Source organism: Rathayibacter sp. AY1E2, from assembly GCF_002932325.1.
In the GTDB taxonomy this organism is placed as follows: Bacteria; Actinomycetota; Actinomycetes; order Actinomycetales; family Microbacteriaceae; genus Rathayibacter.
Genome location: NZ_PSVO01000002.1, coordinates 149,862 through 162,768, shown reverse-complemented (window position 1 = coordinate 162,768; position 12,907 = coordinate 149,862). Strand labels below are relative to the sequence as shown.

Genomic DNA, 12,907 nt, shown 5'->3' with positions numbered 1-12,907 from the left:
CTCAGACCGGGACGCGGACCTGCTGCAGGATCCCGCCCAGGACGGCCTCGGTGCGGACGCCCTCGAGCTCCGCCTCCGGCTCCAGCTGGATGCGGTGGCGCAGCACGGGCAGGACCATCGCCTGCACGTGGTCGGGGGTGATCGAGCCGTAGCCGTTGAGCCAGGCCCAGGCGCGGGACGCCGCGAGCAGGGCGGTCGAGCCGCGGGGGCTGGTGCCGAGCTTGACGCTCGGGCTCTCGCGGGTGGCGCGGGCGAGGTCGACGATGTAGCCGAGGACGTCGGGACCGGCTCCGACGCGCCGGGCCGAGGCCTGGGCGGCGCGCAGACGGGCGGCGTCGAGCACGGGTCGCACGCCCGCGGCGTCGAGGTCGCGCGGGTCGAAGCCCGCGGCGTGGCGCGAGAGCACCTCCACCTCGACGTCGCGCGGCGGGATGTCGAGCACGAGCTTGAGCAGGAACCGGTCCAGCTGGGCCTCCGGAAGCACGTAGGTCCCCTCGTACTCGACCGGGTTCTGGGTGGCGGCGACGAGGAACGGGTCCGGCAGAGGCAGGGTGCGCCCGTCGACGCTGACCTGGCGCTCCTCCATCGCCTCGAGGAGCGCGGCCTGGGTCTTCGGCGGCGTGCGGTTGATCTCGTCCGCCAGCAGGAGGTTCGTGAAGACCGGGCCCTCGCGGAAGGCGAAGCCGGAGGTGGAGGCGTCGTAGACGAGGGAGCCGGTGATGTCGCCGGGCATCAGGTCCGGCGTGAACTGCACCCGGCGGGTGTCGAGGCCGAGCGAGACGGACAGGGCGCGCACGAGCAGCGTCTTCGCGACTCCGGGGACGCCTTCGAGCAGGACGTGGCCGCCCGCGAGGAGGGCGATCAGGAGCCCGGAGACGGCGCCGTCCTGGCCGACGACCGCGCGGCCGACCTCGGAGCGGACCCGGTCGAGCTCGGCGCGCAGGTCGTCGTCGGAGACCGGCGCTCCGTCGCGGGCGGAGGGGGTGGTGTCGCTCATCGGGAGGGGCCTTCCGGTCGTCGGGCGGTCGTCGGGGAGAGGGCGGCGCGGAGCGCGCTCTCGAAGCGGAGGAGCTCGTCGGAGGCGGCGACGAGGGCGGCGTCGTCGCCCGGCAGGTCGTCGACGAGCAGACGGCGCAGCGCGGCCTGATCGCGGCCGAGGCGCTCGGCGGCGACGGCGACGATCTCGTCGACCCCGGTCGCCGGAGCGAGTCCCAGGAGCGCGGCCGTCCGCCGGAGGGTGCCGATGCGCAGTGCGTCGAGGGCGCGGGGCCGCAGGGCTCCGCGCGCGTAGAGCCGCGCGCGGCCGCGGGCCGTCTCGCTCGCATGCACGACGACCGGCAGCGGCTCGACCGCGAGCGGGCCGAGCCGGCGGCCGCGCCAGACGGCGGAGGCGACGAACACGGCCACCAGCAGCAGGAGAGCCGGGGTCACCCAGCCGGGGGCGAGGTCGGCGGGTGCAGGGGTGGTGCTCGCCGAGTCGGCGGCTCCGGCGCGGTACCAGACCAGCCGGTCCTCACCGCCGAGCAGTCCGAGCGCGAGAGCGGCACGGCCGTCCTGGCCGATGGTGCCGTTGCGGAGGAGGTCGGCGTCGCCGATCGCGGTGACCTCGGCGCCCTGCGGGAACACGGTGCTCACGATCAGGAAGCCGTCGTCGCCCGAGGGGAAGCAGCCGACGGCGTCGCCGTCGTCGAGGATCCGGTACGTGCTCCCTCCGGCGGGGAGCGTCCCGGCGCGCTCGGCCGCCGGGAGCGGGCACTCGGCGCGGAAGGGGCCGTCGCCGGCCGGGGAGCCGGCGAAGCGGACGTCCGGCAGCAGGGCGTCGAGCGCGGCTCCTCCCGGGGTCACCAGGACGAGCGAGGCCGAGGCGCGAGCGAGCCGGCGGTACTGGGCCTCGTCGAGGGCCACGTCCGGGTCGTCGACGAGCAGTGTCGCGTCGGGGGAGGAGGCGGCGAGAGCGGAGTCCAGGTCGTCGGCGCGGACGACCTCGACGCCCTGATCGCGCAGCACCTGGGCGAGCGCGCGGGCGCCGTCCGGGGTCGCGCTGTCGACGTCGAGGTCCGGGGCGGCCACCCGGGTCCCGGTCGCGACGGTGAGCAGCAGAGTGCCGACCGCGACGATCACGAGGAGGAGCACCCACACCCGTCCGCGGCGCAGCAGTGCGCCGAGGGTCGGGCTGGAGACCGTGTCGGCGCTCACCGGGGCGCCGCCAGGGCGTCCAGGACCGGCGAGGCCGCGGCGAGCTCGCGGTCCAGAGCCGCGACGCGCTCGTACTCGGCCGCGCCGCAGGGCTGCCCGAGGTAGCGCCCGCGGTCGAAGTCGTCGGCCGTGCGGCGCAGCGCGGCGGCGGAGGAGGGGAAGGCCGCGGAAGCGCGCGACGCCAGGCCGAGCGCGGTCGTGCCGGGGGAGACCCGCAGGACGGTCCGCTCGTCGAGGGAGCGCACCAGGGCACGGAAGCGCTCGACGAGCGCCTCGTCCCAGTCCCCGCGGGCGGCCGCGGCCTCGGCGAGCGAGCGGAGGGTCGCGGCCGAGCGGGTGTCGTCGTCGGCGAGCACCGCTCCCGTGACGGTGCTGCGGCGACCGGCGCGCGGCCGTCCGGCGATGACGAGCGCGGCGACCACGAGCGCCACCAGCACCAGCACGCCGATCACGGCGGCGATCGGCACCGGCGGGCCGTCGCCCTGCAGCGTGAGGGAGGCGAACCAGTCGCGCACCGCCTGCACCACCCGGTCGAAGAGGGTCGGCTCGGCCGCCCGGTAGCGCGGGTCGGCGAGCTCCTCGAGGAGGAGTCGGCGCGCCTGCTCCGCGTCGGGCTCGAGAGGGGCCGCGGCGAGGATCACGGGCGCTCCGGCACGGGGAAGGGATCGGGGGAGGGGCGGCCCGCCGCGCGCTCCTCGACGTGGCGCATCAGCACCAGGTCGAAGCCCTCGCGGCGCATCCGTCGGTCGAGGTAGACGAGGCCCGTCACGGCCGACTGGAGCACGGTGCCGACGGCGCCGATCACGAAGCCCACGGCGACGGAGGCGATCGTCACCACGAGCGAGGTGACGAGCTGCGCGTCCGGGTCGGTCGGGGCGATCAGGGCGCCGGCGATCGGGATGAGCAGGCTGAACGGCGTGGCCACGATCTGGCCGGCGACCTGGATGATCACGGTCATCAGCGCGAGCGCGCCGAAGGTGCGCCAGAAGCCGCCCGCCACCAGCCGCCAGGAGCGCGCCACCGCACGGCGCAGCGGCAGCCGCTCGACGACGATCAGGCTCGGAACCAGGGCGAGCTTCGTCGACAGCCAGACCCCCAGCGCGAGGGCGACCAGGCCGGAGCCGACGAGTACCAGGATCCCGCCGACGATCGCGCTCGACGTCCCGTCCATCGCTCCGATGACGAACAGCGGCACGGCGAGCGCCACGGCGAGGAGCACCAGGAGGAGGTAGCCGACGCCCTGCAGGACCGTCCAGCCGATCAGCGCCCAGAAGCGGCCCCGCAGCCGGGCGAGCAGCTGTCGGAAGGTCGCCCGATCGCCGAGGACGCCGCGGGTGACCTCGAGCACGACCACGCCCTGCACGAGGGCACCGCTGGCGAGCGAGACGGCGAGGGGGATGAGGGCGGCCAGGACCACGACCGCGAGGGAGCCCGCGCCGACGGCGTCGCGGTCGGCGGACTCCGCCTGCGCGATGCGCCCGACGGCGAGCACCGCGATCAAGCCGTAGACCGCCAGGGCGAGCACCGACCCGAGGCCCTGCACCAGCAGGGCGACGCCCAGGGTCGTGCGGGGGCTGCGGCGGAGGACCTGGAACGGGGCGCCGAGCAGGGTGCCGAAGCCGAGCGGGCGCAGCGGCACGAGACCGGGCTTGGGCGGGGGAGTCCAGCCGGGCGCGGGGCGTCCGGGCGACCAGGGGCCGGCGCCGGCGGGCGACCAGGAGCCCCCGGCGGGACCGGTCGGTACGGGACCTGCGCTCGGCGGCGCGGGCGACCAGGCCGGGGCGACGGGAGCGGGCAGCGGCCTGCGCCGGTCGCCGTCCTGCGCCGGGACGGCCGCGTCGTCCGGACGCCCTGCGGGCGGGGGCCACTGAGCTGCGTCGGTCATCCCCTCCATGCTGTCACAGGCGTGCGGGCGGGGTCCTCCCCCGAGCGGACCCCCTTCGCCCGCAGAGCCCGCTCCCCGCCCGCGGGGAGGTGCGTCGGTTAGCCTGGGTCGGGTCACCGTGCGCGCCGTGGGCGGGCGCGACCCGAGACGAGGAAGAGCAGACCGATGAGCGCGCGCATTCTGGTGGTCGACGACGACGCCGCCCTGGCCGAGATGATCGGCATCGTCCTGCGCGCCGACGGGTACGACGTCTCCTTCTGCGCGGACGGCTCCGGCGCCCTCGAGGCCTTCCGGCGGGCCCGGCCGGACCTGGTCCTGCTCGACCTGATGCTGCCCGGGATCGACGGGATCGAGGTGTGCCGCGCGATCCGCGCCGAATCCGGCGTCCCCGTCATCATGCTGACGGCCAAGTCCGACACCTCCGACGTCGTGCAGGGCCTCGAGTCCGGCGCCGACGACTACATGGTCAAGCCGTTCGACCCCAAGGAGCTCGTCGCGCGGATCAGGACGCGCCTGCGTCCCGCCACCGCCGCCGCGAACGCGGTGCTGCAGGTCGGGGACCTGAGCCTCGACGTTGCCGGCCACGAGGTCCGCCGCGGCGAGACGCGCATCGGCCTGACCCCGCTCGAGTTCGACCTCCTCCTCGCCCTCGCCTCCAAGCCCCAGCAGGTCTTCACCCGCGAGATGCTGCTCGAGCAGGTCTGGGGCTACCACTACAAGGCCGACACCCGCCTCGTGAACGTGCACGTCCAGCGCCTGCGCGCCAAGGTCGAGAAGGACCCGGACGACCCCCGCATCGTGATGACCGTGCGCGGCGTCGGCTACCGCGCCGGCGCCGTCCTCCCGGCCTGACCGTGCGCCGCCTCGCCGCTCCCGACGTGCGCCGGTGGCCCCGCCGCGTGCTCGGGGTGTGGCGGACGTCGCTGCAGTTCCGCGCGGTCGCGATCACGGTCCTGCTCAGCGGCATCGCCATCGGCTCGACCGGCGTCTACCTCTCGTACAGCATCAGCGACAACCTGTTCCAGTCGCGGCTGACGCAGGTCACGGGCGACACGTCGCGCGCGACCCGGGCCGCGCAGGGCTACCTCGACGCCGCCACCGTCTCCACCCGCCAGGACATGGAGGAGGTGATGAGCTCGGTGCGCACCGCCGTCCGGGACGCCTCCTCCTCCGCGCTGATCGCCGTCGTGCGCTCGCCCGACCAGGAGGCGTCCTCGCTGGCGCCCCAGGACATCTACAACCGCGAGCTGCAGAACGGCGTGATCAGCGACGCGCTGCGCGAGCGGGTGCAGGCGGGCTCCGACGGGCAGTACTGGCAGTCGGTGACGCTCGACGCCTCCGGTCAGCAGCAGCCCGGCATCCTCGTCGGCTCGACCCTCGAGCTGCCGAGCTCGGCCGGGCGCTACGAGCTGTACATCGGCTACTCCCTCGCGGACGCGGAGCGCACGCTCCAGTTCGTGCAGCAGGTGCTCAACGTGGCGGGGATCCTGCTCATCCTGCTGATCGGAGCGGTCAGCTGGGTCGTCGTGCGGATCGTCGTCGCCCCGGTCCGGGTCGCGGCCGAGACGAGCCAGCGCCTCGCCGCCGGCGACTTCGACGTGCGGATCCCCGAGCGGGGCCAGGACGTGATCGCGACCCTCGCCCGGTCCTTCAACGGCATGGCCGACAGCCTGCAGGACCGGATCAGCGAGCTCGCGACGCTCAGCCAGGTCCAGCAGCGCTTCGTCTCGGACGTCTCGCACGAGCTCCGGACGCCGCTGACGACGATGAAGCTGGCCGGGGACGTGCTGTACGACCAGCGCGAGGACTTCGCCCCGGTCGCCGAGCGCACGGTCGAGCTGCTGCACAGCCAGATCGACCGCTTCGAGAGCCTCCTCGCCGACCTGCTCGAGATCTCCCGCCACGACGCGGGGTCGGCCGAGCTCGAGCTCGAGCCGGTCAACCTGGTGAAGCTGGCCGGCGACGAGATCGAGGCGATGCGGGGGATCGCGGAGGCGAACGGCTCCCGGCTCACTCTCTCCGCCCCGGGCGGCTACTTCGACGCCGACCTCGATCCGCGCCGCATCCGCCGGATCGTCCGCAATCTGCTGGGCAACGCGATCGAGCACGGCGATGGCCGCGAGGTCGTCGTCACCGTCGACAGCAACGCCAGCGCGGTCGCCCTCGCCGTGCGCGACTACGGGCACGGCATGAGCAGCGAGGAGGTGGTGCGCGTCTTCGACCGCTTCTGGCGCGCCGATCCGTCCCGCCGCCGCACGCTCGGCGGCACCGGCCTCGGCCTCTCCATCGCGCAGGAGGACACCGCCCTGCACCACGGCTGGCTGCAGGTCTGGTCCGTGCCCGATCGCGGCGCCTGCTTCCGCCTGACCGTGCCCCGGCACCGCGGCGAGCGGATCGAGGCCTCGCCGCTCCCGCTGCCCCCGGTCGACGCGGGCGAGCAGGCCTACAGCGGCCCGATCGTCCTCCCTCCGCTGCAGGCTCCTCCGGTCGGGGCCGCGGGGGTGCTCCCGTGAGGCGCGGCGTCCTCCGCGCCGCCGCGGCCGCCGCGCTGCTCGCGCTCGGGCTGGCCGGGTGCGCCGGCATCCCGCGGGACGGCGACGTCGGAGTCGGACGGCCCGACACCGCGCCGCAGGACCTCCAGTACGACTTCCTGCCGTCGGGACCCGCCGTCGGTGCGTCGCAGCGCGACATCCTGACCGGCTTCATCGACGCCGCGTCGAGCCCGCAGAACAACTACAAGATCGCCCGCGAGTTCCTCTCGACCGGAGCCGACTGGACGCCGGGCGAGCACGTCACGGTCGACGAGGGCCAGCGCTCCGCCTCGCCGCAGTCGGGATCCACGCTCTCGCTGACGATCACGCCCGTCGCCGAGGTCGACGCGACCGGCGTCTACACCGACGTCGCCACCACGGCCGGCCTGACCCTCGACTACGGCTTCGTCCAGGAGAACGGCGAGTGGCGCATCAGCGCGCCGCCGAGCGGCGTGGTGATCGACCGCACCACCTTCGAGCAGGTCTTCTCGACGCACGCGCTCTACTTCTTCGACCCCGGATACCAGTACCTCGTGCCAGACCTGCGCTGGTTCGCCTCGCGCGCCGACAGCTCCACCAGCACCACGATCGTCACGGAGCTGCTGCGCGGCCCCACGCCGTGGCTGCGGGACTCCGCCGCCGTCGTGTCGGCCTTCCCGACCGGCACGACGCTGGCGGCCGAGACCGTCCCGGTCGAGTCGCAGCGCGCCGTGGTGGACCTGAACCCTGCCGCGCTCGAGGCCGATCCGGCGCAGTGGCGGCTGATGGCCCTGCAGCTGAACCGGAGCCTCGCGAACGTCTCGAACGTCACCGGAGTCGCGCTCTCCGTCGAGCAGAACCCGATCGACGTCCCCTCCGAGGTCACCGGGCTGCCGACCTCGCCCCGCGTCGACACCCGGCCGCTCGTGCTGACCGACGACGCTTTCGGATTCCTCGGCTCCTCCGGGCTGGCCGGCCTCGGGATCTCGGATCGGATCGAGGCGCTGCAGCCGCGGGCCGCGGTCCTCGGCGAGCAGCGCGGGGCCGACTCGGACGCATCGGCCGCCGTGCTCACCGCCGCGGGCGTGAGCCTCGTGGAGCCCGACGGCGCCGACGTCCTCCTCGACGCGCGGTCGGGCCTCGTCGCGCCGACGATCGATCCGCTCGGGTACGTGTGGTCCGTGCCGTCGGCCTCGCCCGGGCAGCTGGTGGCGTACTCCGCGGACGGCTCGCGCTCGATGCAGGTCGCGACGGCCTGGAGCGAGGTCGAGTCGCTCGCCTCGATCGCCGTGTCGCGCGACGGCACCCGGATGCTGGCGCTCGCCCAGGACGGGCAGCAGGCGACGGTGCTGGTGGCCGGCATCACCCGCTCACGGGACGGCGACCCGGTGGCGGTCGGCGAGCCGGTCGTCCTCCGCTCGACTCTGGGGACCGCGGTCGCCGCGGCCTGGACGGACGAGCTCGATGTGGTGTCGGTCGTCCGCGGCTCGACGGGAGAGGACGCCGTCACGATGAACCTGCTCGGCGGAGGCGCCACGGCGCTCGGCACGACGACGGGCACGGTCCAGATCGCCGCGGGCAACACCTCGACCCAGATCCGCATCCTCGCCGAGGGCGGGGAGCTCCGGCAGCAGCGGGGCTCGGCCTGGCAGACGACCGCGACGGACATCCGGCTGCTCGCGGCGCAGACCGGCATGGGGTCCTGACCGGTCCTGTCGGCGGCGACGAGCCCTTCCGACGGCGGCGCGCTCCGGATGCTCCTCCCCAGGCGCGTCGGGCAGGCGGATCGTCCCGATCCGACGGATCCACCCCCCGCGCCGCGGCCCGGACGGCGAACGTGGAGGCATGCTCTCCGATCACCTGCTCGACGCCCTCGCCGTCCTCCTCCCGCTGGAGTGCCCCGCCTGCGGAGAGCCGACGAGCCGGGCGCCCTGTCCGGACTGCTCGGCCGACGCGGCCGCCTCGGCGTGCCTGCTGACCCGCGTCGCCGGGCCGCCGGACGATCCGCTCCTCGTCGTCACCGGTGCCCCGTACGAGGGCACGGTGCGCCGCCTCGTCGTCGCGCTGAAGGAGGAGGGCCGCACGGCCTGCCTCGCCCCGCTCGGCGCGCTGCTGCGTCCGGCCCTCGGCGCGGCGCTCGCCGGCAGCCCCGCGATCCTGGTCGTCCCGCCCGGCTCCTGGCTCGGCCGCGTGCGGCGGGGCGCCGATCCCGTCGCGCAGCTGGTCGCCGCGGCGGGAGGGCGGGCGGCGCGTCCTCTGCGGCGGTCGCGGATGGTCCGCGACCAGGTCGGGCTCGGCCGCGTCGAGCGGCGCGGCAACCTCGACGGGGCGTTCCGCGCCCGCCGTCCGCTCTCGTCGTGGCCGCCGGTGGTCCTCGTCGACGACGTGGTCACCTCCGGCGCGACCCTGCTCGAGCTCCGGCGCGCCGTGCGTGCGGCCGGCGGGACGGTCCGGGCCGCGGCGGCCCTGGCCGGCACCGCGCAACGAGGAGGGAACGTAGCAGCAGAATCCGGACGAACTCCCGGTGACGATCCGGTGGCCGGGGTCTACGGTGGGGGCACGGCGTGAACGGTCCGCCCCGGAGAAAGGCGGCACGCCGTACTCGACTGGGAGGTTGTCATGGACATCGACATCACAGGACGCAACATCGACATCACCGATCGCTTCCGCGCGTACGCGACGGAGAAGTCGGACAAGGTGGCGCACCTCGCCGATCGTGCTCTCGCACTCGAGATCAAGGCGAGCAGGCACGCCGAGGGCAAGGGCTCGGCCGGCGGCGACCGCGTTGAGCTGACGCTGATCGGCAAGGGGCCCGTGGTCCGGGCCGAGGCGAGCGGAGCCGACAAGTACGCGGCGTTCGACGTCGCCATCGGCCGGCTGCTCGAACGGGTGAGACGCGCCAAGGACCGGAAGAAGGTCCATCGGGGCCAGCATCGGCCGACCTCGCTCCGCGACGCGGCCGCCGACGACTTCAGCGTCGTCGCCATCCAGCCGGCCGACGCGGCGGTGCTGGAGCAGCTGAGCACGGGCGTCATCCCCGTGCAGGAGGCGCCGGAGCCGGTGGAGGACGAGGTCGAGGAGCCGTACTGCCCCGTCGTCATCCGCAAGAAGGTCTTCGCCTCCGTCTCGATGACCGTCGACGACGCCGTCGACTACATGGAGCTGGTCGGACACGACTTCTACCTCTTCATCGACTCCGACACGAACCGCCCGAGCGTGGTCTACCGCCGCAAGGGCTGGGACTACGGCGTCATCGGCCTCGGCGACGAGGCCGACGAGCTCGCCGAGCAGGCCGCCGGCTGAGATCCGACCCCGGGCCCCGGAGCATCCGCTCCGGGGCCTCCCCGTGCCCAGGCAGGGAGTCCGCCCAGGGCGGACGCGTCGCCCCGACCGCTCGCCGCCCGCCCCGGCTAGGCTGGTCGCGGTCCGCGCTTCGGCGCGCGACTCCTGTCTTCTACTTTTTTGGAGTACCCCGTGGCCTCTGTCCTCGAAAAGGTCCTTCGCGTCGGGGAGGGGCGGGTCATCCGCCGCCTCGAGAACTACGCGAAGGCCGTCAACGCCCTCGAAGAGGACTTCACGCACCTCAGCGACGAGGAGCTGAAGAACGAGACCGTCGAGCTGCGCGAGCGCTACTCGAACGGCGAGTCCCTCGACGACCTGCTGCCGGAGGCGTTCGCCGCCGTCCGCGAGGCCTCGCGCCGGACGCTCGGCCTCCGCCACTTCGACGTGCAGCTCATGGGCGGCGCCGCCCTGCACCTGGGCAACATCGCCGAGATGAAGACCGGAGAGGGCAAGACGCTCGTCGCGACCCTCCCGGCCTACCTCAACGCGATCGCCAGCCGCGGCGTGCACATCGTCACGGTCAACGACTTCCTCGCGTCGTACCAGTCCGAGCTGATGGGGCGCGTGTTCCGCGCCCTCGGCATGACGACCGGAGTGATCCTCTCGGGCCAGACCCCGGAGCAGCGCCGTGAGCAGTACTCGGCCGACATCACCTACGGCACGAACAACGAGTTCGGCTTCGACTACCTCCGCGACAACATGGCGTGGCAGGCGCAGGACATGGTCCAGCGCGGCCACTTCTACGCCATCGTCGACGAGGTCGACTCGATCCTCATCGACGAGGCACGCACGCCGCTGATCATCTCCGGTCCGGCCTCGGGCGAGGCGAACCGCTGGTTCGCGGAGTTCGCCAACCTCGCCAAGCGCCTCGACGAGGGCGAGGACTTCGAGGTCGACGAGAAGAAGCGCACCGTCGGCGTCCTCGAGCCAGGCATCGAGAAGGTCGAGGACTACCTCGGCATCGACAACCTCTACGAGTCGGCGAACACCCCGCTGATCTCGTTCCTCAACAACGCCATCAAGGCGCGCGCGCTGTTCAAGAAGGACAAGGACTACGTCGTGCTGAACGGCGAGGTCCTGATCGTCGACGAGCACACCGGCCGCATCCTGGCCGGACGCCGCTACAACGAGGGCATCCACCAGGCCATCGAGGCGAAGGAGGGCGTGCAGGTCAAGGCCGAGAACCAGACCCTGGCCACCGTCACGCTCCAGAACTACTTCCGCCTCTACGCGAAGCTCTCCGGCATGACCGGAACGGCCGAGACCGAGGCCGCCGAGTTCATGTCGACCTACAAGCTCGGCGTCGTCCCGATCCCGACGAACCGCAAGATGCAGCGGATCGACAACGCCGACCTCGTCTACAAGAACGAGCAGGTCAAGTTCGCCCAGGTCGTCGAGGACATCGCGGAGCGCCACGCGGCCGGGCAGCCGGTCCTCGTCGGCACGACCAGCGTCGAGAAGAGTGAGTACCTCTCGCGCCTGCTCGCCAAGAAGGGCGTGCGCCACGAGGTTCTGAACGCCAAGAACCACGCGCGGGAGGCGGCCATCGTCGCCCAGGCCGGCCGCCTCGGCGCCGTCACCGTCGCGACCAACATGGCCGGTCGAGGCACCGACATCATGCTCGGCGGCAACGCCGAGTTCCTCGCGGTCTCCGAGATGACGGCCAAGGGCCTGAACCCCTCCGAGACCCCGGAGGAGTACGAGGCAGCGTGGGACGAGGTCTTCGCCGCCGTCAAGGAGAAGGTGGGCGAGGAGGCCGAGAAGGTCCAGGCCGCCGGCGGCCTCTACGTGCTCGGCACCGAGCGCCACGAGTCGCGCCGCATCGACAACCAGCTCCGCGGACGCTCGGGCCGCCAGGGCGACCCGGGGGAGAGCCGCTTCTACCTCTCGCTCACCGACGACCTCATGCGCCTGTTCAACTCCGGCGCCGCCGAGGCGCTCATGGGCCGGGGCAACGTCCCGGACGACATCGCCATCGAGTCGAAGGTCGTCTCGCGCGCCATCCGCAGCGCCCAGTCGCAGGTCGAGGCCCGCAACGCCGAGATCCGCAAGAACGTCCTCAAGTACGACGACGTCCTCAACCGCCAGCGCGAGGCGATCTACTCGGACCGCCGCCACATCCTCGAGGGCGACGACCTGCACGAGCGCACCCAGAAGTTCCTCGTCGACGTGATCGACGAGATCCTCGAGGTGCACACCGGCGACGGCAACGGCGACGACTGGGACTTCGACGCCCTCTGGACCGAGCTGAAGACGCTGTACCCGATCAGCCTCACCATCGACGAGGTGGTGCAGGAGGCGGGCAGCCGCGGCCGCATCAACAAGGAGTTCATGCGCCGCGAGATCCTCTCGGACGCGCAGCTCGCCTACCAGCACCGCGAGGAGCAGCTGGGCTCTCCCGCCATGCGCGAGCTCGAGCGCCGCGTCGTGCTCTCGGTGATCGACCGCCGCTGGCGCGACCACCTCTACGAGATGGACTACCTCAAGGACGGCATCGGCCTGCGCGCGATGGCCCAGCGCGATCCGCTGGTCGAGTACCAGCGCGAGGGCTTCGCCCTGTTCCAGCAGATGATGGGGCAGATCCGCGAGGAGACCGTCGGCTTCCTCTTCAACCTCGAGGTCGAGGTGACCCAGAAGCAGGGCGAGGTCGCCGGAGTCGCGGCCAAGGGCCTCGCTCAGCCGGTCGCTCCGGCCGAGAAGCTCAGCTACTCGGCCCCGAGCGACACCGGCGGCGTCGAGGTCCGCGACCAGCGCGGACAGGTGCAGCAGGCGGCCACCGCGAAGGCCCGCGCCGAGGAGGCCCGCAGGGCGCTTCCCGAGGGCGAGGCGGAGGAGACTCCGACGACCGGCGCCTTCGGCCAGAAGCCGGGCGGCTCGGACGCCCCCGCCAACCGCGAGGAGCGGCGCGCGCAGTCCAAGCGCCGCTGAGTCCTCCCCGGACGACGCCGACGGCCCCGGTCCCGCAGCAGCGGGG

The 12,907-nt window shown here is 73.4% G+C and carries 10 protein-coding genes; 6 read left to right on the top strand and 4 right to left on the bottom strand.

Annotated elements, in window-relative coordinates; genetic code table 11:
- Nucleotide 1 precedes the first annotated feature (1 nt).
- From C5C49_RS02805 to C5C49_RS02790, 4 genes are read right to left on the bottom strand one after another with little or no spacing between them, the layout of a single operon-like run.
- Nucleotides 2-997 carry a MoxR family ATPase gene (locus C5C49_RS02805; RefSeq protein ID WP_104224137.1) on the bottom strand — a complete coding sequence of 332 codons (996 nt, stop codon included), beginning with the start codon at nucleotides 995-997 and terminating at the stop codon, nucleotides 2-4.
- A complete protein-coding gene (locus tag C5C49_RS02800) occupies nucleotides 994-2,196 on the bottom strand; it encodes a DUF4350 domain-containing protein (protein ID WP_181135691.1) in 1,203 nt (400 codons plus the stop codon). Before C5C49_RS02800 ends, C5C49_RS02805 begins: the two co-directional genes overlap by 4 nt.
- Nucleotides 2,193-2,837 carry a DUF4129 domain-containing protein gene (locus tag C5C49_RS02795; RefSeq protein WP_104345363.1) on the bottom strand — a complete coding sequence of 215 codons (645 nt, stop codon included), beginning with the start codon at nucleotides 2,835-2,837 and terminating at the stop codon, nucleotides 2,193-2,195. The genes C5C49_RS02800 and C5C49_RS02795 overlap by 4 nt, the downstream gene beginning before the upstream one ends.
- The gene (locus C5C49_RS02790; RefSeq protein ID WP_146084823.1) at nucleotides 2,834-4,081 is read right to left on the bottom strand and encodes a hypothetical protein; all 1,248 of its coding nucleotides are present in this window, start codon (nucleotides 4,079-4,081) and stop codon (nucleotides 2,834-2,836) included. Before C5C49_RS02790 ends, C5C49_RS02795 begins: the two co-directional genes overlap by 4 nt.
- Nucleotides 4,082-4,246: 165 nt before the next feature.
- On the opposite strand from C5C49_RS02790, the gene mtrA reads away from it, so the two are divergent.
- The 6 genes from mtrA (at nucleotide 4,247) to secA (ending at nucleotide 12,861) form a co-directional block, all read left to right on the top strand.
- On the top strand, nucleotides 4,247-4,933 hold the full coding sequence (gene mtrA, locus C5C49_RS02785; RefSeq protein WP_104345361.1) for an MtrAB system response regulator MtrA: 687 nt from the start codon (nucleotides 4,247-4,249) through the stop codon (nucleotides 4,931-4,933).
- Nucleotides 4,934-4,959: 26 nt separating this feature from the next.
- On the top strand, nucleotides 4,960-6,594 hold the full coding sequence (mtrB, locus tag C5C49_RS02780) for an MtrAB system histidine kinase MtrB (RefSeq protein WP_244230606.1): 1,635 nt from the start codon (nucleotides 4,960-4,962) through the stop codon (nucleotides 6,592-6,594).
- The gene (locus C5C49_RS16825; RefSeq protein WP_104325367.1) at nucleotides 6,591-8,297 is read left to right on the top strand and encodes an LpqB family beta-propeller domain-containing protein; all 1,707 of its coding nucleotides are present in this window, start codon (nucleotides 6,591-6,593) and stop codon (nucleotides 8,295-8,297) included. The genes mtrB and C5C49_RS16825 overlap by 4 nt, the downstream gene beginning before the upstream one ends.
- Before the next feature lie 139 nt (nucleotides 8,298-8,436).
- A complete protein-coding gene (locus tag C5C49_RS02770) occupies nucleotides 8,437-9,159 on the top strand; it encodes a ComF family protein (protein ID WP_104345360.1) in 723 nt (240 codons plus the stop codon).
- A gap of 51 nt (nucleotides 9,160-9,210) precedes the next feature.
- Complete coding sequence (gene hpf / locus C5C49_RS02765; protein WP_104224131.1) at nucleotides 9,211-9,894, top strand: ribosome hibernation-promoting factor, HPF/YfiA family; 684 nt, start codon at nucleotides 9,211-9,213, stop codon at nucleotides 9,892-9,894.
- A gap of 171 nt (nucleotides 9,895-10,065) precedes the next feature.
- Nucleotides 10,066-12,861 carry a preprotein translocase subunit SecA gene (secA, locus tag C5C49_RS02760; protein WP_104238057.1) on the top strand — a complete coding sequence of 932 codons (2,796 nt, stop codon included), beginning with the start codon at nucleotides 10,066-10,068 and terminating at the stop codon, nucleotides 12,859-12,861.
- Nucleotides 12,862-12,907 lie beyond the last annotated feature (46 nt).

What these genes read in the sequence shown, in the direction of transcription:
- C5C49_RS02790 (WP_146084823.1), bottom strand. Translation starts at nt 4,081, where the DNA reads ATGACCGACGCAGCTCAGTGGCCCCCGCCCGCAGGGCGTCCGGACGAC.
- mtrA (WP_104345361.1), top strand. Translation starts at nt 4,247, where the DNA reads ATGAGCGCGCGCATTCTGGTGGTCGACGACGACGCCGCCCTGGCCGAG.
- hpf (WP_104224131.1), top strand. Translation starts at nt 9,211, where the DNA reads ATGGACATCGACATCACAGGACGCAACATCGACATCACCGATCGCTTC.
- C5C49_RS02770 (WP_104345360.1), top strand. Translation starts at nt 8,437, where the DNA reads ATGCTCTCCGATCACCTGCTCGACGCCCTCGCCGTCCTCCTCCCGCTG.
- C5C49_RS02805 (WP_104224137.1), bottom strand. Translation starts at nt 997, where the DNA reads ATGAGCGACACCACCCCCTCCGCCCGCGACGGAGCGCCGGTCTCCGAC.